29 protein-coding genes and 1 pseudogene are annotated in these 22796 nt (G+C 69.0%); 23 read left to right on the top strand and 7 right to left on the bottom strand.

Annotated features, from left to right (window positions below):
• Nucleotides 1-22: 22 nt before the first annotated feature.
• The 5 genes from ACGFR7_RS32955 to ACGFR7_RS32935 form a co-directional block, all read right to left on the bottom strand.
• Complete coding sequence (locus ACGFR7_RS32955; protein WP_393326329.1) at nt 23-1186, bottom strand: XRE family transcriptional regulator; 1164 nt, start codon at nt 1184-1186, stop codon at nt 23-25.
• 266 nt (nt 1187-1452) lie between these two features.
• Entirely contained in the window at nt 1453-2694 is a 1242-nt protein-coding gene (locus ACGFR7_RS32950; protein ID WP_393326326.1) for a hypothetical protein, read from the bottom strand.
• Between the two features lie 177 nt (nt 2695-2871).
• Nucleotides 2872-3168: a hypothetical protein gene (locus ACGFR7_RS32945; RefSeq protein WP_393326323.1), complete on the bottom strand. Its 297-nt coding sequence runs from the start codon at nt 3166-3168 to the stop codon at nt 2872-2874.
• A gap of 201 nt (nt 3169-3369) precedes the next feature.
• The gene (locus ACGFR7_RS32940; RefSeq protein WP_190842865.1) at nt 3370-3768 is read right to left on the bottom strand and encodes a GIY-YIG nuclease family protein; all 399 of its coding nucleotides are present in this window, start codon (nt 3766-3768) and stop codon (nt 3370-3372) included.
• 2 nt (nt 3769-3770) lie between these two features.
• A complete protein-coding gene (locus ACGFR7_RS32935; protein ID WP_318298010.1) occupies nt 3771-4058 on the bottom strand; it encodes a hypothetical protein in 288 nt (95 codons plus the stop codon).
• Between the two features lie 166 nt (nt 4059-4224).
• Here ACGFR7_RS32935 and ACGFR7_RS32930 point away from each other — a divergent pair, with 166 nt between their 5' ends.
• From ACGFR7_RS32930 to ACGFR7_RS32850, 17 genes are all read left to right on the top strand, one after another.
• Nucleotides 4225-4605, top strand: a complete 381-nt coding sequence (locus tag ACGFR7_RS32930) for a hypothetical protein (RefSeq protein WP_393326319.1) — start codon at nt 4225-4227, stop codon at nt 4603-4605.
• Nucleotides 4605-4904: a hypothetical protein gene (locus ACGFR7_RS32925; protein WP_393326316.1), complete on the top strand. Its 300-nt coding sequence runs from the start codon at nt 4605-4607 to the stop codon at nt 4902-4904. The genes ACGFR7_RS32930 and ACGFR7_RS32925 overlap by 1 nt, the downstream gene beginning before the upstream one ends.
• Nucleotides 4901-5083, top strand: a complete 183-nt coding sequence (locus ACGFR7_RS32920; RefSeq protein WP_393326313.1) for a hypothetical protein — start codon at nt 4901-4903, stop codon at nt 5081-5083. The genes ACGFR7_RS32925 and ACGFR7_RS32920 overlap by 4 nt, the downstream gene beginning before the upstream one ends.
• Nucleotides 5080-5442 carry a hypothetical protein gene (locus tag ACGFR7_RS32915; RefSeq protein WP_393326310.1) on the top strand — a complete coding sequence of 121 codons (363 nt, stop codon included), beginning with the start codon at nt 5080-5082 and terminating at the stop codon, nt 5440-5442. Before ACGFR7_RS32920 ends, ACGFR7_RS32915 begins: the two co-directional genes overlap by 4 nt.
• A 10-nt stretch (nt 5443-5452) precedes the next feature.
• Entirely contained in the window at nt 5453-5641 is a 189-nt protein-coding gene (locus tag ACGFR7_RS32910; RefSeq protein WP_393326307.1) for a hypothetical protein, read from the top strand.
• Between the two features lie 65 nt (nt 5642-5706).
• Complete coding sequence (locus tag ACGFR7_RS32905) at nt 5707-6117, top strand: hypothetical protein (protein ID WP_393326305.1); 411 nt, start codon at nt 5707-5709, stop codon at nt 6115-6117.
• A 20-nt stretch (nt 6118-6137) separates the two neighbouring features.
• Complete coding sequence (locus ACGFR7_RS32900) at nt 6138-6428, top strand: hypothetical protein (RefSeq protein ID WP_393326302.1); 291 nt, start codon at nt 6138-6140, stop codon at nt 6426-6428.
• Between the two features lie 73 nt (nt 6429-6501).
• Nucleotides 6502-6708: a hypothetical protein gene (locus ACGFR7_RS32895; protein ID WP_393326300.1), complete on the top strand. Its 207-nt coding sequence runs from the start codon at nt 6502-6504 to the stop codon at nt 6706-6708.
• A 78-nt stretch (nt 6709-6786) separates the two neighbouring features.
• On the top strand, nt 6787-7992 hold the full coding sequence (locus tag ACGFR7_RS32890; protein WP_393326298.1) for a hypothetical protein: 1206 nt from the start codon (nt 6787-6789) through the stop codon (nt 7990-7992).
• Nucleotides 7993-8052: 60 nt separating this feature from the next.
• Nucleotides 8053-8529 (top strand): hypothetical protein, encoded by a 477-nt coding sequence (locus ACGFR7_RS32885; protein WP_393326296.1) that lies wholly within the window; start codon nt 8053-8055, stop codon nt 8527-8529.
• A 44-nt stretch (nt 8530-8573) separates the two neighbouring features.
• The gene (locus ACGFR7_RS32880; RefSeq protein WP_393326295.1) at nt 8574-9080 is read left to right on the top strand and encodes a hypothetical protein; all 507 of its coding nucleotides are present in this window, start codon (nt 8574-8576) and stop codon (nt 9078-9080) included.
• A 1-nt stretch (nt 9081) separates the two neighbouring features.
• Entirely contained in the window at nt 9082-9678 is a 597-nt protein-coding gene (locus tag ACGFR7_RS32875; RefSeq protein ID WP_393326293.1) for a hypothetical protein, read from the top strand.
• Nucleotides 9679-9805: 127 nt separating this feature from the next.
• Nucleotides 9806-11713 carry a hypothetical protein gene (locus ACGFR7_RS32870; RefSeq protein ID WP_393326291.1) on the top strand — a complete coding sequence of 636 codons (1908 nt, stop codon included), beginning with the start codon at nt 9806-9808 and terminating at the stop codon, nt 11711-11713.
• On the top strand, nt 11706-12083 hold the full coding sequence (locus ACGFR7_RS32865) for a hypothetical protein (RefSeq protein ID WP_393326289.1): 378 nt from the start codon (nt 11706-11708) through the stop codon (nt 12081-12083). The genes ACGFR7_RS32870 and ACGFR7_RS32865 overlap by 8 nt, the downstream gene beginning before the upstream one ends.
• An 88-nt stretch (nt 12084-12171) precedes the next feature.
• Nucleotides 12172-14442 (top strand): type IV secretory system conjugative DNA transfer family protein, encoded by a 2271-nt coding sequence (locus tag ACGFR7_RS32860; protein ID WP_393326287.1) that lies wholly within the window; start codon nt 12172-12174, stop codon nt 14440-14442.
• 5 nt (nt 14443-14447) lie between these two features.
• Nucleotides 14448-14630, top strand: coding sequence for a hypothetical protein (locus tag ACGFR7_RS32855; RefSeq protein WP_393326284.1), 183 nt, complete (start codon nt 14448-14450; stop codon nt 14628-14630).
• A gap of 34 nt (nt 14631-14664) precedes the next feature.
• Nucleotides 14665-15138: a hypothetical protein gene (locus ACGFR7_RS32850; RefSeq protein ID WP_393326282.1), complete on the top strand. Its 474-nt coding sequence runs from the start codon at nt 14665-14667 to the stop codon at nt 15136-15138.
• Between the two features lie 245 nt (nt 15139-15383).
• On the opposite strand, the gene ACGFR7_RS32845 is transcribed toward ACGFR7_RS32850, so the two are convergent.
• A complete protein-coding gene (locus tag ACGFR7_RS32845) occupies nt 15384-15815 on the bottom strand; it encodes a hypothetical protein (RefSeq protein ID WP_393326280.1) in 432 nt (143 codons plus the stop codon).
• Between the two features lie 115 nt (nt 15816-15930).
• On the opposite strand from ACGFR7_RS32845, the gene ACGFR7_RS32840 reads away from it, so the two are divergent.
• Nucleotides 15931-16464: a hypothetical protein gene (locus ACGFR7_RS32840; RefSeq protein WP_393326277.1), complete on the top strand. Its 534-nt coding sequence runs from the start codon at nt 15931-15933 to the stop codon at nt 16462-16464.
• The gene (locus ACGFR7_RS32835) at nt 16445-18010 is read left to right on the top strand and encodes a terminase large subunit domain-containing protein (protein WP_393326275.1); all 1566 of its coding nucleotides are present in this window, start codon (nt 16445-16447) and stop codon (nt 18008-18010) included. The genes ACGFR7_RS32840 and ACGFR7_RS32835 overlap by 20 nt, the downstream gene beginning before the upstream one ends.
• On the opposite strand, the gene ACGFR7_RS32830 is transcribed toward ACGFR7_RS32835, so the two are convergent.
• Nucleotides 17996-18217, bottom strand: a complete 222-nt coding sequence (locus ACGFR7_RS32830; RefSeq protein WP_393326272.1) for a hypothetical protein — start codon at nt 18215-18217, stop codon at nt 17996-17998. The genes ACGFR7_RS32835 and ACGFR7_RS32830 overlap by 15 nt on opposite strands.
• Nucleotides 18218-18329: 112 nt before the next feature.
• On the opposite strand from ACGFR7_RS32830, the gene ACGFR7_RS32825 reads away from it, so the two are divergent.
• The 4 genes and pseudogenes from ACGFR7_RS32825 to ACGFR7_RS32810 all read left to right on the top strand — a co-directional run.
• Nucleotides 18330-19151 carry a hypothetical protein gene (locus ACGFR7_RS32825; protein WP_393326269.1) on the top strand — a complete coding sequence of 274 codons (822 nt, stop codon included), beginning with the start codon at nt 18330-18332 and terminating at the stop codon, nt 19149-19151.
• 189 nt (nt 19152-19340) lie between these two features.
• Complete coding sequence (locus tag ACGFR7_RS32820) at nt 19341-21290, top strand: hypothetical protein (protein WP_393326266.1); 1950 nt, start codon at nt 19341-19343, stop codon at nt 21288-21290.
• 65 nt (nt 21291-21355) lie between these two features.
• Nucleotides 21356-22102: a hypothetical protein gene (locus ACGFR7_RS32815; RefSeq protein ID WP_393326264.1), complete on the top strand. Its 747-nt coding sequence runs from the start codon at nt 21356-21358 to the stop codon at nt 22100-22102.
• Between the two features lie 106 nt (nt 22103-22208).
• A pseudogene (locus ACGFR7_RS32810) lies at nt 22209-22796 on the top strand (hypothetical protein); the annotation flags it as partial.

The following is a 22796-nucleotide window of genomic DNA, read 5'->3' as shown; positions in this document are numbered from 1 at the left end:
CGCTTCGCCTTCCGTCGTCCGGTCAGGGGCTGCTGTCACGCAAGGCGTCCTGCGCTGATCGAAGCCGGTAGGGCAGCTCCGACGTTGCCAGGATCGCCTCGCGCATGGCGCGGTGCTGGGCGGTTTCGACTGGTCTCGCCGCCGTCAATCGAGAGTACGCGCCCCGTAGGTAGCGCCACCCGAAGTCCCCCGGCATGACCGGATCCTGTCCGGCTTCGACCATGGCGAGGATGTGGGAGGACAGGGCCCAGAGAGCTTGGGCGTCCAGCTCCAGGGCGACGATGTCGGCCATCGTCAGTGCGCTTTCCTCGGCGTGGGGGTGGTAGGCGACGCCGGACCAGCCGGCGAAGCCGAGGGAGCTGGAGGCGCCGCCGCTGAAGGGGATGGCTTCGGGGTGCTGCCAGCCCGCGGTGAACCTCTCCGCCTCGGTGCCGGAGGCGAGTGGGACGACGTTGTCGGGGTCTTCGCGGTTGACGAGGACGGACGGGGTGGTGAGCAGCTGGAGCGCTGTCTCGCGGCCGGTGTCGTCCCAGGCGTGGTCGCGCAGTTCATAGGCGGACAGGACGTAGTGCGGCTCGCAGGCGCCAGGGCCGTGGCCGGGCAGGAGCGTTGCGAGTTGGCGGCCGGCCCAGGCCCGGTCGGTGAGGTACGACCGGTACCGCCACACCGCGAGGTCGGTCAGCGTCTCGAGGCGGTGGTGCTCCTCGAGGTGCACGACGGCAACTCCGCATGCGTAGGAGTGCACCGTCGCGGCCTCGGCCGTGCGGTGCTCGACGCTCAGCGTCCGCTGCTCGAGGCCGCCCGGCCCCGGCCGCTGGTCCTGGCCAGCCCCGAACGCGGCCGCCAGGCGTTCGCCGACGTATACGGGCAGGAACTTGTGACTGACAACCACGCACGGCGCCGGAAGGGCCCCTGAGGCGGCGGGAGCCGCGCTCTGAGCCGGGACGGTCGGGGAGAGGCGGGCGTAGAACGCCTCCCGCTCCTCGTCGGTGCACCGATCGCGGAGCGCGGAGTCGAGGATCTGCTGCGTGGCCGGCAGCGGCACCAGCTCGGCGCCCTGCCGCCGCCACTTCATGACCGTGCCGAACGAGACACCCAGCACGCGGGCGAAGTCACGATTCGACAGCCGCATCACGGACTGGAGCAGCACGGCCTCACGGCCCGTCCACTGCTCGACCGTGACCATCCGTCAAACCCCTCTCCCACGCCTCGTAGACGGCTTCTTGTGCAGGTTATGCCCGCTGATGCACCGGCAGTGAATCACCAGTGCATCACCAGCGAATCTTGCCCAGACGCGACCCGCAGCAGGCTGGTTCACGGGCCGAACGGACCGGAGCCAGAGGGGGCGAGATGCACGAAAAGCTTGATGCACGCGCCGCAACTGACCACCAGGTCTGTACCTGCCCATCGCCCGCTGGCGCCTGCACCGCAGCGCAGGCGCCAGCGACACCCTCAGAGCTTCGCCGAGGACCGATTGGCTCGAGCCTGTTCACGAGCGGCCCTCCACTCATCTGCCCGCTCCTCGAGGGAAACAGCAGCTACCTGCTCCGGCACGTACGCCGCGGGCTGCGGTGTCTCCTCGTCAGCATCGGTCTGGTCGGCCGGCTTCCCGGGGGAGCGCTGGGCGTGGAACTCTGCCCGCTTCTCGACGCAGATCCGGCACTCCTCCTCGCGGTCCAGGTCCATCCCGTCTTCACACCGCACATTGCCGCCCTCGCACCAGGATGGAGCGATCAGGGCGTACAGCACGGCAATCGACTCATTAATCCCCTGCCCGGTCAGCGACAGAGCGTCGTCCTCGTAACGGGCCCACCTGCGGCTAATCCGAGCCTGCACCTCGTTCACTGTCCGCGGTTCCTCGAGGGCTTCGGTAACTCGCTTGTGCACCGTTCCAGGCAGGCCAGCCGGGAAGTCCCGCTCGAGGAGAAGAGCCAGCGGACGGGGAACCACCCCGAGAACGGCGCTGATGTCGCCGTACGGCAGCGGCTTGCTGTCTGCCTGATCGCGCTCGCTTGCTGGCGCGGCGAAGCCGCTACCCCCGTCAGCCCCCCTACAGGGGGTTGGCCTACGGCCGTCACCCATATTCGTCTGGTCGTTTGGGTCGTCCTGGTTCGTACCCGTTGCAACAGGTTGGTGGTTACCCGTTGCAGCGGGTACGGGGCTACCCGTTGCAACGGGTACGTCGGAAGAGTTGGAGCTACCCGTTGCAACGGGGTGGTTCGAGGCCTCTCTCTTGGCCCTGCTCTTGGTCACACGAGCACGCTTCTTCGCCGCGTACGGGGCTTCAGCCGCCTCTACTTTGGCTCGCTGGCCTGCCTTCCACGCCTTGAACCCCTTCGGGTCCTCCCTCTCCCACTTGTCCGCTGCGAACGTGTTAGCAGGGCCCTCCCATCCGGTCGGCGGCCACAGCGGCAGCTCGTACTTCGTCCTCATGCCTTTACGGGCGTGTATGACGATCAGGCCCAAGGTGGCAAGGGCACGGACGTACGGGTCGACGTCGTCTGGTTTCTTCAACCCAACGTCGGCAGCCAACCTGGCGCGGCTGGGATCTACCGTCCGCTCGTTGCTGGTGTGGTGAAGACGCTTGGCCATGTGCTGGTAGACGGCCAGCTCCATGCCATTCGCGCCCGATTCGGTAGCCCACTCGGGAACCTTGGTGTAGTGCGGCTCCTTCGGCCGATCTGGGGCTGTCATTGCGCCACCAGTCCGGACGTGGACTGCCCTGTGCTGACGGAGTCAATGCCGTCGGCTACTCTCATCGAGAGCGCCTTCCTTTTGCCGGGGAGTGCCTTCATCAGCGAGCAGCCACTCGCTGTACTGCTTGAACGGCCAGCGGACCTGCGAAATCCGCTGGCCGTTCGTGCGTTCTGGCTACGTGGCGCCTTCATCGGACTCTGGCCGCGGGCGCTGGTAGACGGTGCGAAAGAACTCAAGGAACGGCTCGGTTGCCATAAGCACCGCCGTGCCGGCCTTGCCGTACGGGTGTGGCTTATCAGGACCAAAGGGCCATTCGTCCCTATACAGGTCCGATGTCGAGATGTGCCGGACACCTTCGCGCGTGATCCGTTCGACGATGCCCAGACGCGTCAGCAGCTCAGCGCCGGAAGTGAAAGTCACTGCGGGCGGCAGGCGTGTGTCTTGCTCGTCTGCGGGGCCGGAGGCCGTCATGAGGCAGACTCGATCAACTCAGCACTTGGCGGAGCGCCAAGCGGAAGGGTTACGCTCACAAGGAACCTCTCTGACAAGGGCTGGTTCATTTCCGTCGACCGGCTGCGAAGGTCGACGTTGCTCAGGGCGGGCGGCTGGTCTTCCACACCAGTCGTCCGCTCGCGCGCTCAAGCCCTCAACGGAGGCCCGCGCGCGGGTTGGCTAGTCGTCGCTGCACCCCGATCCACTCAGGCGGCGCTGAGCCCTTCGCTCGGCTTGCAGTGCGGCATTGCGCTTCCGGGTCTCGGCGTACTTGGCCACCGTGTAGCGCCCCCAGCCCGGCCGGCCGTGAATGTTGTGCATGGGGGATTCCTCCCGAATCGCGCGCCGCTCCGCCTCTGCCGCCTCTGTGCGAGTGTCGAACCAGAGCACGTCGAATGTGGCCACATTGCTCCACCACGCGTGCTGCTCGGCATGCGACGCCCAGCGGCCCATCGGGTTGCGGCCCATGCCGACGTAGAGCAGGTGCCCTGCTCGGTCCCGCAAGCGGTAGACCGACGTCTGGTCGCCGGCGCCGACCCCTGGGTGGGGGACAGCTCCTGCGGACGGCGCGTTCGTCAACCTCAGTCCTCCCTGTCTGTACGGCGTCGGGGAGTCTTGTCGGGCCCGCGCCCGCGACTCTCCCTCTGCTCGAAGAACTCCTTGATGGGCTCCCAGGGCATCGCCCAGGCGTTGCCAATTTTCATCCAGCGGTCCGCAGGCACAGGCCACGCCGGATCCGTCTCGGCGATGTGGCGGACGCCTTGCCGCGTGATCGGTCTCGAGACGAGGTTCCGGTCGGTCACGCGCTTTGCGATCTCTGTGAACGTCACCATTTCCGGGACTTCCCTCCTTTCGTTCGACTCCTTCATTTGCTCACCTCTCCATAGTACTTGTCAATGCGCCAGTACTGCTCTAGTGTCGGAGACAGCAAGAAACCCCGGTCGGTTCTCGGCCGACCGGGGCCTCTCATATCCCGAACGGCGCGCCAACGCCTGGACGGACCGGTCAAACCCCTGCGTAACCAGGAGGTCAACCATGTTCGATGCTACTTGCGCTTCGACAAGGAGCGCCATCACCCCGCGCATTACGCGCCCGGTGGTCCCGATCCGGCCCCAGGCCGACGATCTGCTCCTTGAGCACGCTGTCGCCTTCGCTCGCCTCGTGCAGGCCGCCCTCGACGCCGCCCCCGCTGGGGAGCTGGGGGAGATGGCCGCCAGCCACGACATCGCCGACCCCGCCACCCGCACCACCGTCGGTGGCGCTTCCGGTCTCCCCGCGAGCGTCGTCCGGACCCTGACCCGCGTGTTCAACGACGCCGCGGATCGCCTGGCTGGCGATGACGACCTGACCGCGGTCATGGACGCCGTCGCCGAGCCCGCGCAGCGCCCGCGCCTCGTCGCCGTCGGAGGTGCCTGATGAGCACCAGCACCCAGGCCACCTGGCCCGAGGGCGTCATCGCCCGCTACCTGACCGTCGCCGGTACGGCCGACCCGACCGCCTACGTCGAGATCACCTACACCAGCCACAGCGGGTACCTCGTCGCCACCTGCGCAGGCTGCGGCGACGACGAGTACACCGAGACCCACGGACGCCTCGATGACCCGCCGGAGCGGGAGGCCGAGCGTGTCGAAGAGGCGCTGCCCGAGAGCCGCGAGTGGGCCCAGGCGCACGCCGAGAAGTGCCGCGCGATGCCCCGCCCGGACGGCGCCCGATGACCGGATTCCCCGACGCCGGGTACCCGCCCCAGCTGGTCGCCGAGGTCAACGCCTTCTTCGCCGTCGGCATCGACTACGACGAGATCGCCATCGACCTCATGGACAACGCGCCCAACGTCGAGATCGCGTTCACCGCGCTCCTCGCCCTCGCGCCGCACCTCGGCATGGACCTCACGTGACCGCCGCCCTGACGGCCACCCCGGACGTCACCGCCGACCTGCTGACCACGGCCGACGAGCTGTACGGCACGAGCACCCCGCTCGACCAACTCCTCAACTCCATCCTCACCATCCACCACACCAGTCACGACTCCGACCAGCTCGCCAACCTCACCGCCAGCCTCTTCGCGGAAGACGGCGCCCTCGCCCTCCTCGCCCTCGCGGTGAAGGCGAAGGCCGACTCCCCGGCCGTACAGAACCTCCCCGCCGACCGCCGGCACGCCGCCAAGGCAGCCCTCCGGCAGATCGCCGCCGAACTGACCGACCTGAGCCGCAGCGGACTCGCCGAGACCGCCGCCTACAACCTCAACCCCGCATAGGAGACCCGCCATGGAGCCCACCAACTGGACCATCAGCCTCATCAACGGCGACCCCATCAAGCGCAGCGACTTCACCGACGACGACAACGTCCAGCTCCACGTCCTCGGCCACGGCGTGATGGTCCGCACCCTCTACCCGACCCGCGAGACCACGTACCCCTGGCACACGATCGCCCAGCTCAACACCGCCAAGGACTGACCACCCTCCCGGGGCCCGTCGGAGCCGACACGGCGGGCCCCACCCCAACCACGAAGGAGCAGCCCATGAGCAGCAAGGAAGACCGAGCCGCCAAGCGGCAGGCCATCGCCGACCTCCGCGCCGCCGACAAGGCCCTCAACGACAACAGCGACCGCGAACGCCGCGCCGGCATCCGCGAGGAGACCCCCGAGTACCAGCGCCTCAACGCCGCCGCCAACGCGGCCGCCGCGAAGGTGTCCCGCTGGCGCGGCGGCACCAAGCGCGGCAACTGGCCACCCCTCCCCGCGGGGCCCGCACCCTCCGCAGACCACGAAGGAGCAGCCATGGACCTCACCCGCTACCGCGTCGAAGACGCCGACGGCACCTTCCTCGACCAGTTCACCACCAACGCCCCCGACATCGCCGACCAGCGCATCGCACACACCCGCGAGTTCCACCCCGACCTCACCGTCACCCAGACCGCCGACAACCGCTGACCAGAACGGAGAAGAACCCGATGAGCGCCACCGCGACGCCAGCCAGCATCGAAGCCGACAACCAGCGCCTCAACGCCCAGGTCAGCGAACTCAACGCCGTCATCCGCGAACTGTGGCTGCGCGTCGCCGACGCCGGAAGCCTCATGGACACCACCTGGGTCCGCGACGCGCTGGAAGGCAGCACCGAACTGTCGGACCAGGACTACGTGCGCAACGCCTTCAAGCTCCCCGCCCACGTGCGTGACGCCCTCCCCGCCCATATGCCGCAGTCCCGAGTCCGGATCAACCTCACCGGCAAGCGCGACAAGTAGCCACCGCCCGCGGGGGCCCGCCGGAGCCGACACGGCGGGCCCCACCACCCCCAATCGCATTGAAGGAGACCCAGTGCTGCCCAAGGCCGAAACCAAAGCAATCGCCGCCATCGACAACCGCCGCACCGCCCTCGCGGAATCCGGCGCCTCCCACGACCCCGCAGGCATGACCGACACCGACATCAACCGCGTCGTCGAAGCCGCCTACACCGCCCGCGACGCGATCGACGACGCCGGCGGACCCCTCAAGAACGCCGCAGACACCCTGCGCAGCAACTAACCCCCCATCGACCGGGACCTGGTCGAGCCGACAGGCCAGGCCCCGCAGCACCACCACACCGAAAGGACCGACCCGCCCATGCTTTCCCAGACGCTGAACGCGGTCGCGCAGGTGCCCGGAGAGGCATGGGCCGTCCTGCTCGCCCTGTTCACCCTCGCCTTCGGCTACCGCATCGCCAAGACCCGCGGCCGCACCGACCGCAAGAAGCCCCGCGACGCCAAGAAGCGCCGCAGCCTCATCGGCTTCCTCGGCATGAGCCTCGTCGCCGCCGCCGGCCTCGCCCTCTCCACCAACACCTCGGCCCGCTTCGCCCAGAAGCGGCTCCACATGGAGTCGCCGCTTCACATGACGGTCGGCCTCGTGCTCGAGGCAATCGTCCTCGGCCTGTCGCTGTACGCCTGGGCCTTCAACGACAAGGGCTCAACCCGCACCGCCTACTTCCTCGTCTTCGCCCAGGCGATCGGAGCCGTCGAGGTCGTCCGGCAAGAGCACGAGGACCTTGGCACCGCGTTCGTCCGGATCGTCGGCCCGGTGATGCTCGCCTATGGCCTGCACAAGCTCCTCGGCCTCGAGGCGAAGCTCGGCAAGATCCAGGTCAAGTCCGACAGCATGCTCGCCCGCGCGTGGCGCGACCGGATGAAGCGCCTCGAATCCAAGCTCGGCATCGGAACCCGCGGCGCCGACGCCCAGTCCATCAGCCGCCGCAACGCACAGGACAAGATCGTCGCACTGGCCACTCTCGGTAAGCCCTGGTGGCTCGGTGGCAAGCTCGGCCAGCGCCGCTACGAGAAGGCCCTGATGCGCGCCGGCGACGCCTCCTTCCACGGCCTGAACGACACCCTCGACCAGCTCGGCGTCGAGATGCAGATCACCACCCGCATCGACCGCATGGGCGCCTTCAAAAACCTCCCGGAACGGGCCGAGACCTACGCCCTGCGGTCCCTGCGCCCCGCCAGCGACCCGCAGGGCGCACCGGAGGCCACGCCCGACGACATCAGCGCCCTGACCAGCGGGGGCGCATCAGGGCGCACCCAGGGGCGAGAGGAAGGCACGCCCGAGGCGAACCCCGGCGAGGCGAAGGCGAACAAGGGGCCCGACACGGGCACAGCGGACCGGCACAGGCTCGCCTTCGACCTCTACTTCGACCTCCGCAAGACCGGCCCGGCCCCCTCGCAGAACGCCTTCGAGAAGGCGTGGCGCGATGCCGGATACGGGCTGAAGACCGACGACATTCGCGCCCTGTACAAGGACGTCCACACCAAGGTCACCGGCAACAACGCGTAACCGCCAACCGCTCTGAACCGCCCATCACAAGCCACCCACACCTGACCGAAGGAGCCCGACATGACCACCGTCGCCCAGCCGCTGTCCACCGACGAGCTCATCGCCGACCTCGCCGCCAACCTCCACCAGGTCGCCGAGATCAACGAACGCATCACCCCCTTCACCGTCATCGAATACCTCCGCGGCGCCGGCCAGCCCACCGTCGGCTACACCGACGCCTACAACGCCCTCCACGCCCTGCACAGCAGCGGACGCCTCCACGAGACCGACCGCAGCGCCGTCTACGCCCTCCGCCCCGACCTCCCCACCAGCGGAAACGGCCACGTCTGGCTCCGCATCAACAACCGCGCCCACGCCCCCGTCGAGGTCATCGCCACCCGCCCCCGCCCCACCGACAACCGCGACACCGGCGAGGAATCCGTCCGCTGGACCTGCCACGGATGCGGCCAGGGCCACGTCATCGCCTGGTTCGTCAACGCCGTCAAGCACGCCCAGGAGCACGCTGACCGGTGCTACGGCCAAGCCCTCACCGGCTGACTGACCAGCGCAAACACCCCAACCTGCACCGGAAGGAGACCGCCATGAGCAGCATCGACCAAGCTGTACGGCCAGCGCCGGCGACCGTTGTGCCGCTGCCCTCGAAGTCCACGCGGCAGTTGGTCGACGAGGCCCTGCGCGGGCTCCCGACGGCCCCCGAAGCCCCGTCGTGGGGGCACCGCCTCCTCCCCGCCACCGTCCGCGGTCTGCTCGCTGACCTCGGCTGGTGGCAGGACCCCACCCCCCAGAAGCCGTCCGCGCACCTCGACCAGACCCTCGCCGTGCTCCGCCGCTACGGCTGGTGCCAGTCCCTCGACACCAGCCCCACCGGCCGGCTCTGCATCCGCGGCGCCCAGCAACTCCTCGAAAAGACCGGCCACGTCACCCCCCAAGCCCGCGACCGCGCCACTCACTACATGCAGCAGACCCTCGCCCAGGCCGGTGTCCGCATGCAGTTCTTCGCCTGGAACGACCTCCCCGACCAGCAGTTTCCCGCCGTCCAGACCCTCCTCGAAACCGCCGCCCGCACCGCCCGACAAAACGGAGAGTGAAATGCCCGCCCCCGACCCCGAATTCGACCGAATCATGAACCAGGAATTCCCCGTGAACCACCCCGCCGAATACGTCGACAACACCCCTTACGGCGGCCCCCACCACACCACCAAGCCGGGCCTGACCAAGCGCGGCAAGGTCGCACTCGGAATCGGCGCAGCCGTCATCGCCAGCAGCGGACTGGTCGGCTACCAGATTCACGCCGCCAACGAAGTCAAGGCACAGGAAATCGCCCTCAAGACCCAAGAACTCGAACTCCAGAAGATGAAATGGAAAGACCAGGTCAACGAGGCAGGACGGAAGGCGCAGAACAGTCAGGCCAAGAACCGCCAGGCCTCCATCGACTCGTGCGTGAAAAGCCACGACGACCAGGTCGGCAAGGTCCTCGGCACCACCTACCGCGACGTCGTCGAAGCGTGCCAGACCCAGTACGCCGACACCCTCAACGGCAGCGACATGGAGGCCGCCGCCTCCTCCCAGACCGCCGGCGACAGCAGCAGCGGAGGCGTCAACCAGGGCCTCCTCATCGGCGGCGGAGCCCTCGTCCTGTTCCTCGTCTACGCCGCGAAGAAGGGCACGCGCAGTAACCCCGCCTAGTTCCTACTACTCATCCCACGGCCCGAAAGAACCTCCTCGCACCCCCTGAAGCCCGCCCGAAGAGGCATTTTCGGGCCGTTGGACGAGTAGTAGGAACTCAAGTCAGCTACCGAGAGTGAGGAGTGTGATGGCAACCGCCACCGTCCCCGCGGCCGTTCCCGACCCGAACGACCCGGCCAACACCAGCCCCAGCGCCGCCCCCTCCGGGCTGCTCGCATCCATGCTCGCCCCCGTTGAACCCGCCCGCCCGACCACGTTCGACCTCACCCCCACCACCGGGGAAGGCGCCACCGACGCCCCCGTCACGGGCGCCTCCAGCGCCGTCTACCACGGCAGCGACGAAGCGAACAGCACCGGCCCAAAGAGCAGCACAACCGCCGACAAGAAAGGCATTTGGCGAGCCTGGCTCCTCGCCGGCGCAGCCCGCTGGGCAAAGGGCGGAGGCGCGCACAACAAGCGCCTCGACATGCTGAAAGCAAAAGTTGCAGCGCATCAAGTGAAAGAGGCGCGGCAGATTTCCGTGAACCGCTCCGGCGGCCTGCTTCCCGGAAAGGGCTCTGCGGGTTCGGCTGCCAATGGGAACTCGGGCGGCGGAAAGGGGTCTTCTGGTGGCGGAAAGGGAAGTTCAGGTACGTCCGGGAAAGGCCCCGCCAAGGGCCCGGCGAAGAGCGAAGGCCATTCCAACGGGAACGCTCACAAGGGGTCGGGAGGCCGGTCCGGTGGTGACGCCGGCGTCGGCGGCAGGTCGGGGGGCGGCCGCGGTCCCGCTGGCAGTGGGGCCGCTGGGGGCAACGGCAGTGCCAGCCGCGGAGGTGGCGCCACGCCGAAGGGCCCCAAAACGGACGGGGGCAAGGAGGGGCACGGCCCGAAGCCCTCGAAGACCGACCTGACCAAGGACAGGGTCAAGGGCAAGGACCGCAGCCACGGCGGTCGCGACGCAGGAGCCAGCGGCGGCAAGAACGGCGCCACCGGACCGGCAGGCGCCACCGGCAAGAGCGGCACCACCACCAACGGCGGTAGCACCAAGGGCACTGGTCCCGCCGACGCCGGCAAGGACAGCAAGACCCCCAGCCCGAAGGCCAGCCGCGACAAGACCGGCACCGACAAGGCCAGCACCAAGAACAGCAAGGCCGGAAAGGTCGACCTCCGCAAGAACGCCGGGGCGAAGCCCGGAAACCCCGCCCCGGCCCGGCCGGACACCACCACCAAGCCAGACAAGACCACCAAGGACAAGGCCAAAACCGACGACGACGGCAACGCCAGCAAGGACGCCAAGCCCCAGGCCGCGACCACGCCCGGCAAGAAGACCGACGGCAAGCCCTTCTCGACCAAGGAATCCCGCGAGACCGGATACCGCGACGGCACCCGAGCAGCCAAGATCGTCGCCCACGCCAAGGCCTACCGCGACGGCGCCAAAGACGGCTGGACCGACACCACAGAAGCCGCCGAACGGCAGAAAGCCCACCTCGACAAGGCACACCAGGAACGCAACAAGGCCCAGGACGCAGCCCGAGAAAAGGAGCAAGACGTGAGCGGAGCCGGCAGCAGCGCCGACCACCACAAACCCCAGCCCATCGAAGTGAAAGGCATCGACGCCGACACCGTCTGGCTGGGCGAAGGCGCCGACCGGAACTCCCTCAGCCGCGGCGAGGTCCGGTCCCTCAAACACTTCGAACGCCGCCTGGAGACGAAAGTGACGTCCATGAAGAAGGCCGCGGAAGGAACAAAGCTGCTGAAAGCCCACGCGGAGGCGCAGTCCCAGAAGGCCACCGCGCTCATGGAGGCCACCAAGTCAGTCAAAGGCGGGGAAAAGCTGATCGCCTCCCTGGTCAAGACCGCGGACGACGCGAAGGTCCAGGCCGACCTGGCCGAGGAGACCCACAAGCGGGCCGTCCGCGCCGCCGACGGCTGCGCCGCAGTCCTCGCCAACGCTCAGACCCGATACGGCGCCATGTACAAGGCCGTCGTCGACTCCGACGAGGAAGTACCCGGAGAAATGGACTTCTACAAGGACGGAGCCACCACCCATGGCTGACATCACCTACAAGCAGCTCAAGGCCGCCGTCGAAGGCCTCGCCAAGGAGGTCAGCCGGGCCTCAGACGCTATCCGCGGCAGAGCCCAGCAGATCGACGAGGAAGCCAAGGACACCGCCCGCATCGCAGAGATGATCGCCGGGATGGGCGTCGACACCGCCACCGTCGGCGAGACCCGCGACCTGTCGCGCCTCATGAACGGCGTCTCCGAAGCGGCCATCGCCTACGCCTCCGCCGGCGACAACACCGCCAAATCCGCGGCCGCCGCCGCCATCCAGGCCAACACCACCCACGGCGGTATTCAGGAGGCATTCTCCCGAGCCGCGTTCGACATGAGCCACCTCGACCGGAATTGGCTCCGCCAGGACTAGCTGCAAACCCGACGGGCGGGACCGGGAGGCACCCCGGTCCCGCCCTCTACCTCTCGGATCACTACAACCCGCACCCAGGAGTATCCCCGTGACCACGCCCGCCGCCACCACCCCCCGCGCGACATCCACCGAACGCGCCGTCGCCTTCGCCACGACCGCCGCACCCGTCGCCGTCGGCGTCCTGGCCCCGTTCCTCGACGGCGGCGCCGCGTTCACCGCAGCCGTCGCCTACGGAGGCGCCGCAGGCTTCATGGCCGCCAACTATATGAACCGCCTCCCGCGCGGCCTGGCCGCCAACGTCCCCGCCGCGGACATCATGCAGGCCCACCGATCCCCGATGTTCATCAGCACCCTCACCACCGGCATGGCCCTCGGCATGGGCACCCTCATGGGCCCCGAGGGCGCCGACGCCCTTATGGCCGGCGCCCTCGACCAGCCCTCCATCCCCGGCATGGTCTCCCTCGGCTGGTGGGCTGCCGTCGGCCTCGTCCCGTGGAAGCTCCGCAACGTCCTTGGCCGCAAGGCGCGAAAGGCCGTCGTGTCCGAGACCGCGGCCGCGGAGCTGGCGACCGCGCTCGCACCGACCGACGCTGACGACATCCTCAAGCAGTGGGCCCAGCACATCTCCCACCCCCAGGACGGCACCCACAAGGGCCAGGAACTCACCCTCCGCACTCTCGGCCCCACCCGCTGGACCGGCACCATCACCGCCCCCATCGGAGAATCCGTCACCGTCACCGCGGAGAACGTTTCCTCCGTCTACCGCAAGGACGCCGCCTGGATCACCTTCAAGCCCGGCGCCCACGTCGGGGAGAAGCACATCACTGTCAACCTCACCCCGCCCGCCGAGCTCGACCCCTCAACCCTCGCCGGCGCCTGGAAGAAGTACGTCGCCCCCTCCGTGATGAAGGGCTCCCACCTCGAAGAAGTCCAGACCGACCCCCACACCGGCGGCGAAGTCGCCGTCGTCGTCGCCAACGAAGACACCGCCCGCCTCGTCACCCCCAGCCAAGACGACCTCGCCGGAGCCCTCCGCACCACCACCCTCCTGTGCTCCTACTCACCCACCCCCGGCAACCCCCGCCGCGGAGAGATCCGACTGATGCAACACAACCCCCTGGAGGACGGCACCCCGTTCCCCGGCACCGACGTCCTGAAAATCTCCGAAGGCGGCTACGTCCAGATCGGCCGCCACGTCTCCGGCTTCCCCGCCCGCATCCAGTTCACCGACCCCGTCAGCGGCGCCAAGCACGTCTTCGTCGCCGGCGTCACCGGCTCCGGCAAGGGCGGCCTCGTCCAGATCATCGCCCTCGGCGACCACGTCAACGGCCACGCCATCATCTACGCCGACCCCAAGGGCTCCTCCAACCCCGACGTCGAAACCATGGCCGCCTACTCCGGCCTCGGCGAAGACGGCTCGATGGGCGCCCTCCGCGTCGCCTACGCCCTCATGCAGTGGCGCATCGAAGAATCCGCCCGCCTGAAGATGAAGAACTTCCAGGCCACTCCCGAACGGCCCTGGGTCCGCTTCATCCTCGACGAGGCCCACGTCCCCCTCTCCGAGCTCGACCACCACAAAAAGGAAGCCCGCATCATCCTGGAAGCCCTCGCCGCAAAGGCCCGCTCCCTCGGCATCTGCCTCTGCGTCGTCAACCAGGCCGTCAACGCCGACAAGCTCGGCGGCTCCACCGCCCTGCGCACCAACGTCATCCAAGGCGGCAGCCTCGTCATGCTCCGCACCGACTCCGACCAGCAGCACCTCGCCACCACCGGCTTCGAAGGCGTCGACCCCGGCCAGATCCCCGCTGCCTGGGACGTCGACCGCCCCCTCATCTACGACGAGAACGTCGCCCTCCAAGACCCCCGCTCCACCTTCGGCCTCGGCTACACCCTCGGCCCCGGCGGCGCCGCCGAAATGATGCGCACCTTCATCCTCGAATCCGCAGCCCCCTACATCGACCCGAACGCCGTCGCCTACCCGGTGGACTGGCCCGACTGGGAGAACCGCCACGAGATCGCCGCCACGTCCATCCTCGGCGAGGACGGCGCAGACGGAGACTTCAGCGACTCTCCCAGCCCTTTCTTCGGTGGATTCGAAGCCCCCAAGAAGCCGGCCAGCACCGATGAGAAGATCCTCCAAGCCCTCGAAGACACCGCTGACCCGCTGGGCATCGACGTCATCTACAAGCACAAGGACGAGATCGCCAAGCTGGCCGGCGCATCCGGACAGACTTTCGACAACGCTCTGACCCGCCTCAAGAAAGCCGGAAAGATCCACGGGCAGACCCAGGACGGCAAGCCCATCCGCGGCATGTACGGCCTCGGCCCCGCCCCGGACGAAACAGCCACGGGGGAGTAGCCCACGTGCCCCGCACCACCCCGGCCCCCGAACCGGACCGCACCACCGACGTATACGCCGCCCGCACCGACGATGGGCGGCTCGTCATCGCACACCTCGTGCACGACCCCCTCAGCCCCCTCCAGCGAGCCCTGCGCGCCGCGCACCTCACCCCTGACCACGAAGTGATCAACCGCCCCGCCTCGTAAACTGACTCGCTCCCCACCGGAAGGACTGCCGCACATGCACCCGCAACGCCTCATGGAATTCGTCGCTACAACCCTCGGAAACGCCCCCGAGGTCCAGCGAACAGAGGTGTGGCAGGAAGGCACCACCCGGCCCTTCGGCGTCCAGGCCACCTTCGCCACCGGAGCCGAAATGTGGTGCGGCGTCGTGGGCGCCTCCCCGCCCGGCGGATACTCCGAGAAGCCAGTCACCGAGGCACCTCCCGCCGAGATCCCCGTTCCCGACCTCCTCCAGAACGGAAAGGTCACACCAACCTCCGCCGAGGCGTACATCGCAGCCATCCTCAACAACTCCGGCAACGCAGAGATCAAGCGGACCTACCCTTATTCCGCCGGCGACACCCCCACCGCCCACCCCGGCGTCGGCCTCGAATTCCACGACGGCGCCCGCGGCTTCCTCCCCTTCATCCACACCGCCCGCCCCGGCCAAGGCAAGGGCAACCGGCCCTTCGACCTGCAAGACGCGTTCTGACCACACCCGCCGGGTCGCCGCCAGGAGCACCGGGGCAATACACGTCGGACAAACCCCCAGATGTGCAGCAGCATCATCAGTGCACGGCCCGGGACTCCTTAGTGTCCCCGCGCCGAGGAACCACTGGGCCGTGCACCCCCAATCGTGCGCCCGTCATCCCCCAGACCAGGCGCACCGCCCGGCAGGCAACGCACCCCCCCGGGCCGGCCCCGCCCACATCCCCCGTGGCGCGGGGCCCCTTCACGTCAGCGGTTCCCCCGCAACCAGGCGATCGCCTCCTGGATCGGCTGCGACACCGCGAAGCTGTTGCCCTTCGCCCCCAGGTTGTCCCGACCGTAGTGATCCGCCCGCCGGGCCGCCTCCTCCAACGAACCGATCGGCTCGGCATACCGCGTAGGGCTCTCCGCGACCATCGCCACCCGCAACTCCTCCGCCGCCGCGAGCTTTGCCGCCATGAACTTCTGGCAGGCCGCCGCATCCGTACAGCCCGAGGACGTCACCTCGCCGTACCGCTCCAGCGCCTCCTCCACCGTCAGGGCCGGCGCCGACGACCGGACCGACGGCGAAGCCGACGCCCTCCCGCCGCCCCCGCCATCGCCGCTGTCCGAACACCCCGACACCAGCACCAATGCCGTCGCGACCAGTACCGCGGCCCCCACACCACCACTACGTCTCATGCCCGGAGGATCCCACCACCAGCGGACAAGGGGGAAGGTTCAACCAAAACCGCGGGATCATCAAGACAGGCGCGGGGCCTGAGCACGACAACGACACAGCGGGAGCCCCACCGCCATGCCCCGAAACAAAGCCGAACAAGCCGAGGTCGCCGACCGACGCAAACACCTCGTCGCCCTACGCCGCCAAGGCGTCCGGTACGACGACGAACGCATCACCACCCTCGGGTACGCCACCCCCGGTGCCGCCCGCAAGGACTTCATCCGCGCCCTGGAGCAGGCCCGCGACGAACAGGCCGCCGAGGTCTCCGTCTACCGGCAAGAAGAGAACGAGCGGTTGGACGCGCTCCTCGAGGCCGCCTGGCCCCGCGCCACAAAGCCCCACCCGGTGTTCGACAAGGAAGGCAACGTCGTCGCCGAGGAGATCGACATGCGCGCCGTCGACACAGTCCTGCGCCTCATGGACCGCCGAGCCAAGCTCAACGGCCTCGACGCGCCCGTCCGCACCGAACTGTCCGGACCCGACGGTGGCGCCGTGCCCCTCGGCAACGGCTCCCTCGCCGAACTCAACGCCCTCATCGGCCTAGCCGGCCAGGCCTCGCCCGCGGCCGCCGAAGACCAGGACGCTGACGGTGACCACAGCGACGGATGACCTCCTCGAGGACGCCCTCCTCCAGCACTACCGCACCCTGCCCACCGCCGACCGCCGCCGCATCGCCGAACGAGCCGGGCCCGAGGTACGCCTCCGCCTCGCCTGGGTAGAGCGGCAGATGGCTATGGACCGCTCACCAGGAGCTCTCGCCGCGGTCCTCACCGAGGGACGGGAGAAGCAGGCCCGCCATCTCGACCTGATCGACGGCGTCTTCCAGCGCATCGCCGCAGGCGAGCGGATGCAGGTCATGCTGACGATGCCTCCTCGACACGGAAAATCGCAAAGAGCGTCGCGATGGGGACCGCTCTGGTATCTGCGGCGCAACCCGACCGCCCGCGTCATGCTTGCCTCCTACGGGGCAGATCTCGCCGACGACCACGGCCGGTGGGTCCGCGACCAGCTCCGCGAACACGCCGACACCCTCGGCGTCCGCCTCGACGATGCCTCCCGCGCTGCCAACCGCTTCGACCTCGCAGCCCCCCGCGGCTCCAGCATCCGCGGCGGCATGGTCACCGCCGGCGTCGGGGGGAGCTTGACTGGCAAGGGATTTTCGCTCGGCATTATCGATGATCCATTTAAGGGCTCCGACGATGCGAACAGCCCTGCCCAGCGAGGACGCGTCTGGGACTGGTACCAGTCCGTCTTCTACACCCGCCGCGCACCCGGCGCCTCCATAGTCTTGATCAACACACGCTGGCACGAGGACGACCTCTCCGGCCGGATCCTCGCCACCGAGCCAGAAAACTGGACCCTCATCGACCTGCCGGCACTGGCCCTCTCCGAGGACGACCCCCTTGGCAGGCAACCTGGCGACGCCCTGTGGCCCGAGCAGTACGACGCCGAGGAGCTCGCCCGCACCAAGCGCGCCGTCGGTGAACGCGTCTGGTGGGCCCTCTACCAACAGCAGCCCCGCCCCCTCGAAGGCGGCGTATGGCAATGGGCCTGGATCACCGACCACCGCACCAGCCCCATGGCATTCCGCGGCGTCGACCTCACTCGCGTTGTCGTTGCCCTCGACCCCGCCGGCGGCGACAGCGCCACCAACGACGAGAGCGGCATCGTTGCAGCCGGCCGTGACGCCGCGGGGGAGTACTACGTCCTCGCCGACCGCTCCGGACGCCACGGCCCCAACGACCGCGGCCGCGAAGCCTGCCTCCTCGCCCTCGAGCTCGACGCCGACGCCATCGTCGTGGAGACCAACTACGGCGGCGACATGGCTCGCCAAGCCGTCGTCCAAGGCTGGGAACAGCTCCAGCGGGAGAACCTCACCAAGGGCCGCACGGCGCCGCGGATCATCGAAGTCAACGCGAAGAAGGGCAAACGCCTCCGCGCCGAGCCGATCGCCCAGCTATACGAGCAGGGACTCGTCCACCACGTGGGGGAGCTTCCACAGCTGGAGACGCAGATGGTCACCTGGCTCCCTGGCCTTGACTCCCCGGACCGGATGGACGCGGCCGTGCACGCCCTCACCGAGCTTGCAGACCCCGCCGCGGCGGCAGTCGGGACGCTCGCGTACACCGACAGGCGACTCTCAGGCCGTCGTTGAAGTCCCCTGTTCTGCGGCCTTCATGAGCAGCCGGATCTGCTCGCGTGTCCATCCGGTGATGCGGACAACTTCTGCCTGGTCGCCGCGCTTGGGGTCCTGGCGCATCGCGGCGACAGCTTCGGCGCGGAGGTCTGCCCTGGCTGCATCGAGTGCGGCTTCCGCTTCGCGGTAGCGCTGCGCCGCGAGTTCGAGCTTGGCGGTATCCATGCCGCCATCATGCCATCTACTTGGCCAAGCTGCTAGGCCGAACCACTTGACAATGCCAAGTTGCTAGGCCAACCTTAAGGGCATAAGGGAGTGGCGAGCAGGGGAGACCGAGATGAAGCGCGAACGCGAATGCTGCAACTACTGCATGTGGTACGGCCCCGTGAACCAGGACGGCACCATGCGCAAGCACCGCCCGGCGACACGCGAAGACAAGTGGGGCCGCCCGAACTCCGTCCAGGACATGGCCGCCGCCCCATGCCCCGGCAGCAACAAGCCCTACGCCCACTTCGGCACCACCGAAGAGACCATCGAAGACGCACAGGAGACCACCGTGACCGAGCCCGCCATCACCAGCACTGACTCTGATGAGTACGTGCCGTCGAGTGACGCCGCCATCGCTGCCGCCCGCATCGCCCTGACTGAACTGAAGGTCAATGGCTGGAAGACGAACCCGATCTACTGGGTTGGCCGACTGGAGGCGGCGCTTGAGCAGACCCTTAAGGCGATCGACAAGGCCGAGGGCCAAAAGGCGCAGGAGAACAGCGCAGACGAGGTAACCGAGGCCGCCCGCCAAAGCGAGACCATCCGTCAGCGCCGCGCGACATGCAGCAGCCAGACCAACTGCAACGCCCACAGCATCGAGGACAAGCGCGGCGGCCGGGCGATCGAGCTCGGCACGATCCCGGCATGCGAGCCCGGTACCACCTACGGCGCGTGGTCCGAGGGCGCGGGCGGCTTCGTCTACTCCGGCGACTGCGCCACCGATGTCGCGAACTGGGCGGCGGACGAACTCGGGCAGCTCGCCAAAGAGGACGAGACCGACAAGATCGAGATCCTTGTCGTCTGCCACGAGCACGAGGAGCAGCCAGCGGTCGGCTGCGAGGAGTGCGCCACCGAACCGACCGACGAGGGTGAGGCGGACGACGACGAGTGAGTGGCCAAACGCAGCGGTGCCCCGGCTGAGGAAAGCAGCCGGGGCGCCGTCCGTACCGTACCCGAGCGGAGAAGCGCCTCCACGCCAACCGCCCCGCAAGACTCCCGCCCCGGCACCGGGGGCAACGCCCACACGATCCGCCCGTACCCTGTGATCAGGCGCGGGGCCTGAACGTGGACGGAGACCACTGTGGGCCTGCTCGGGCGAAGCCGCGAGGTCGTCATCCATGCCTGGTCATGGCTGAACTACAAGCCGATCTACAGCAGCGACACGAACGGCATGCCCAACCGCCGCGCCTTCACCGAGGCCCACGCCATGTGGGTGCCCGCCGAAGACGAGAAGCGCCTCGCCGCCTACAAGCTCCTCGCTGCGTACGACCAGAACCAGGCCGCCGAGCTCGCCGCAGTCGGCGGGGACATCCACGCGCGGGACCGCCGGGAGTTCGGCGACCCCAGCATGCTGATCGACACTGTCATGGCCCACGTCCTGGGGCGCGAGCAGACCATCACCGTGCCCGGAGCTGAGCACGAAGGTTCCGACGCCGCCGACGCGGACACCGCGATGGCCGCGAAGGTGCAGGAGCTGCTGCGCGACTGGTCCGAGGCCGAGCAGCTCCCGATGCGCCTTCAGCAGGCCGAACGCAAGGCGGTCTCCCTCGGCGACGGCGTCTACCGCCTCGCGTGGGACCGCGGCAAGAACCGGCCCACCCTCCGCGTCCACGACCCGGGCTTCTACTTCCCGGTGATCGGCGAGGACGACGACGGTGGCGAGTTCCCCACCCGTGTCCACTTCGCCTGGGAACTGCCCGAGGACCCCAAGCGCGGCCTCAAGGCCCGGATCCGGCGCATCACCTACGAGCTGGACTGGATCCGCCCCGCCACCGCATCCGGCGTCGACCAGGCCGGCCGGGCCGTGCGCGCCCCGCTCCCCGTCGAACTGCCCGAGGACGCCGTCGAAGGCGAGCAGCCGCCCCCGCCGCTTGGCCCCGGCGATATGTTCGACCCCGGCAGCGGTGCCATCTCCCGCATGTACGCCTGGAACGACCAGCCATCCTTTGCCACCTGCTACCTGACCGACGCCACCTGGAACCTGGGCGACATCAAGGGCCCCTGCGACGTCGACAGTCTTCCGCTGGGCGCCGCGACGTTCGCGACCCGCTCCGACGGCGAAGTCCTCGACCACCTCGACCTCCTGCTGGACTTCATCCCGGTCATCCACCTCCCCAACACGGTGCCCCCGGCGGAGGAGCACTGGGGCCAGTCCTCCCTCGCCAAGGTCCTCCAGGTCCTCGACGAGCTCGCCGGCTCCGACACCGACTCGGCCCGCGCCTCCGCCACCACCGGATCCCCGCCCATCGGCATCTGGGGCAAGGCCGCCACCGGCAGCGGCGTCCTCGAGGAGGTCGGCCCAGGAATCGTCTACACGCTGGGGGAAGGCGGCGGCATGGTCGCCGTCGACACCAGCCGCAACCTCGCCGAACTCCGCAACCACGTCCACGACCTCCACGACCGCACCGCAAACGTCGCCCGCATCCCCGCCGTCGCCCTCGGCACCATGGACCCCTCCAAGGTCCCGTCCGGCTACGCCCTCCAGCTATCCCTCGGACCGCTGGACTCCCTCGTCGCCGCCATGCGCCTGGCCCGCGACCACAAGTACGCCCTGCTCCTGAAGATGGTGCAGCGCCTCTTCCTGGCGGGACAGCACCCCGACTGGGCCGGCATCCAACCGCAGCCCGCGAAGCTCACCTTCGGCGCCTACACCCCCACCGACAAGACTGCGGTCCTCGAGCAGGTCACCACCGGCGTCGAGAAGGGCGTCCTCTCCCTGGAGACGGGTGTGCGCATGCTCGAGGACGCTGGATTCCCGATCGACGACGCTGCCGAGGAGATCGAGCGCATCCAGTCCAGGCAGTTCGACGCCGCCAAGGCCCTGGCCGATGCCACCGGCGACAGCGGCGCCGTCGGCGACTACCTCGGCCTCGACCTCAACCCCGACCCCGTCGCCCCAGCCGTCGTCCTCCCGGCGCTCCCCGGAGACCAGGCCGCAGCTGACGATCAGGCAGCCGCCGACGGGACCCAGGCGGAAGCCGTGACCAGCGGAAACGGGAAACCCGGGCAGGATAGGGGGAATACCCGATGACGAATGTGCCTACCCTGATCACAGGCGCGGGGCCTGACGACTCTCCTGTGGGAGGACTACGCCCCATGCGCCGCCCCGCGCTGCACCACCCGCACACTGCCGCCGCGCACGCGGCCGGCTGGTCGCACCCCTACGCCACGAACTCACACACGTTCTACGCCGACGGCGGCGACCCGCCCACCGAACCGGCGCCCGCCTCCGAGGCTCCCAAGCCCGCCCCGCCCTCCACCAAGGTCTTCACCCAGGACGAAGTTGCGGCCCTCGCCGCCAAGGAAAAGTCCCAGGGTGAACGCGCCGGCGCCCGCAAGGCCCTCGAGGACTTCGCCACCGCCAACGGCTTCAGCAGCGCCGACGACGCCAAGGCCTTCATCGAAGCCGCCCGCCAGGCCAAGGAAGCAGCGCTCTCCGAGGAAGAGAAGCGCAAGGCCGCCCTCGACAAGCGCGAGCAGGAGCTCGCCGCCAAGGAAGCCGCCGCCGTAGCCCGGGAACGCGCCGCCAGCCGCCGCTCCGTCCTGGTCGGACTTGGTGCGACCGGCGAGGACCTTGAGGACGCCGCGGCCCTGCTGCGCGTCGCCGACGACGCCGACGATGCCGCGCTGGCCGAGGCCGCGGAGAAGCTGAAGGAACGCCGCCCCGAACTGTTCGGCGCCCACCCCGCCCCCCAGCCCGCGACCGCGCTGCCGCCCGCTCCCGGCGGATCCCCCGCCGGCGGACCGCCGCCGCGCACTCCAGCCACCAAGGACAACGTCAAGGCGCAGGCCCGCAAGCGCGCCGAGCAGATGGGCTTCCGCACCCGCTCCGACGCCGCCTGACCCGCACCACCCATAGAGCCAGGGACCACGCCCTCCCCACGTGGACGCGACACCCCAGCGGTGAAGCCGAACACATCCCGCGATCATCGCGAAAGGGGAGGACGGCGTGGACATCCAGCCGACCACCACGAGTGAGACCGTCACAGCGGACCGGCCTTGGCTGCTGTCCCTCCACGGCTCCGAGACCAACAAGACCGTCACCCTCGACCTGACGAAGTTCTCCGAGAACGTCCACTGGGTCGAGGGCACCGCCTACCAGCCGATGCGGCGCCTGAAGTCCGGCCTGCCGCTCGGCAAGGTCACCTCCTCCGGCCTGTACGCGCCGTACGCCGGTGCCACCAACGAGGTCCAGACCGTCACCATCACCGGGTCGCCCACGGGCGGCACGTTCACCCTGACCTGGAACTCGCAGACCACCGCCGCCATCGCCTACAACGCGACCGCCGCCACCGTGCGCACCGCGCTGGAGGCCCTGTCCAACATCGCGCCCGGCGACGTCACCGTCACCGGATCCGCGGGCGGCCCCTACACCGTCACCTTCGGCGGCGCGAACCTCGGCGACGACGTCGCGCAGATGACCGCCTCCGGCGCCTCCCTCACCGGCGGCTCCAGCCCCGCCGTCTCGGTCGCCACTACCACCGCCGGAGGCGCGGCCGGAGCCTCCGACGGCACCCAGGTCTTCGCCGGCCTCCTC

The sequence above is a fragment of the Streptomyces sp. NPDC048516 genome (assembly GCF_043199875.1).
GTDB lineage: Bacteria > Actinomycetota > Actinomycetes > Streptomycetales > Streptomycetaceae > Streptomyces.
The sequence above is the reverse complement of the archived record's forward strand: the minus strand, read 5'-3'. Positions and strand labels throughout refer to the sequence as shown.

Excerpts from the sequence above, each read along its gene's own strand:
- ACGFR7_RS32955 (WP_393326329.1), bottom strand. The coding sequence starts at position 1,186 with ATGGTCACGGTCGAGCAGTGGACGGGCCGTGAGGCCGTGCTGCTCCAG.
- ACGFR7_RS32950 (WP_393326326.1), bottom strand. The coding sequence starts at position 2,694 with ATGACAGCCCCAGATCGGCCGAAGGAGCCGCACTACACCAAGGTTCCC.
- ACGFR7_RS32945 (WP_393326323.1), bottom strand. The coding sequence starts at position 3,168 with ATGACGGCCTCCGGCCCCGCAGACGAGCAAGACACACGCCTGCCGCCC.
- ACGFR7_RS32935 (WP_318298010.1), bottom strand. The coding sequence starts at position 4,058 with ATGAAGGAGTCGAACGAAAGGAGGGAAGTCCCGGAAATGGTGACGTTC.
- ACGFR7_RS32930 (WP_393326319.1), top strand. The coding sequence starts at position 4,225 with ATGTTCGATGCTACTTGCGCTTCGACAAGGAGCGCCATCACCCCGCGC.
- ACGFR7_RS32925 (WP_393326316.1), top strand. The coding sequence starts at position 4,605 with ATGAGCACCAGCACCCAGGCCACCTGGCCCGAGGGCGTCATCGCCCGC.
- ACGFR7_RS32920 (WP_393326313.1), top strand. The coding sequence starts at position 4,901 with ATGACCGGATTCCCCGACGCCGGGTACCCGCCCCAGCTGGTCGCCGAG.
- ACGFR7_RS32910 (WP_393326307.1), top strand. The coding sequence starts at position 5,453 with ATGGAGCCCACCAACTGGACCATCAGCCTCATCAACGGCGACCCCATC.
- ACGFR7_RS32905 (WP_393326305.1), top strand. The coding sequence starts at position 5,707 with ATGAGCAGCAAGGAAGACCGAGCCGCCAAGCGGCAGGCCATCGCCGAC.
- ACGFR7_RS32900 (WP_393326302.1), top strand. The coding sequence starts at position 6,138 with ATGAGCGCCACCGCGACGCCAGCCAGCATCGAAGCCGACAACCAGCGC.
- ACGFR7_RS32890 (WP_393326298.1), top strand. The coding sequence starts at position 6,787 with ATGCTTTCCCAGACGCTGAACGCGGTCGCGCAGGTGCCCGGAGAGGCA.
- ACGFR7_RS32885 (WP_393326296.1), top strand. The coding sequence starts at position 8,053 with ATGACCACCGTCGCCCAGCCGCTGTCCACCGACGAGCTCATCGCCGAC.
- ACGFR7_RS32880 (WP_393326295.1), top strand. The coding sequence starts at position 8,574 with ATGAGCAGCATCGACCAAGCTGTACGGCCAGCGCCGGCGACCGTTGTG.
- ACGFR7_RS32875 (WP_393326293.1), top strand. The coding sequence starts at position 9,082 with ATGCCCGCCCCCGACCCCGAATTCGACCGAATCATGAACCAGGAATTC.
- ACGFR7_RS32870 (WP_393326291.1), top strand. The coding sequence starts at position 9,806 with ATGGCAACCGCCACCGTCCCCGCGGCCGTTCCCGACCCGAACGACCCG.
- ACGFR7_RS32865 (WP_393326289.1), top strand. The coding sequence starts at position 11,706 with ATGGCTGACATCACCTACAAGCAGCTCAAGGCCGCCGTCGAAGGCCTC.
- ACGFR7_RS32850 (WP_393326282.1), top strand. The coding sequence starts at position 14,665 with ATGCACCCGCAACGCCTCATGGAATTCGTCGCTACAACCCTCGGAAAC.
- ACGFR7_RS32845 (WP_393326280.1), bottom strand. The coding sequence starts at position 15,815 with ATGAGACGTAGTGGTGGTGTGGGGGCCGCGGTACTGGTCGCGACGGCA.
- ACGFR7_RS32840 (WP_393326277.1), top strand. The coding sequence starts at position 15,931 with ATGCCCCGAAACAAAGCCGAACAAGCCGAGGTCGCCGACCGACGCAAA.
- ACGFR7_RS32830 (WP_393326272.1), bottom strand. The coding sequence starts at position 18,217 with ATGGATACCGCCAAGCTCGAACTCGCGGCGCAGCGCTACCGCGAAGCG.
- ACGFR7_RS32825 (WP_393326269.1), top strand. The coding sequence starts at position 18,330 with ATGAAGCGCGAACGCGAATGCTGCAACTACTGCATGTGGTACGGCCCC.
- ACGFR7_RS32815 (WP_393326264.1), top strand. The coding sequence starts at position 21,356 with ATGCGCCGCCCCGCGCTGCACCACCCGCACACTGCCGCCGCGCACGCG.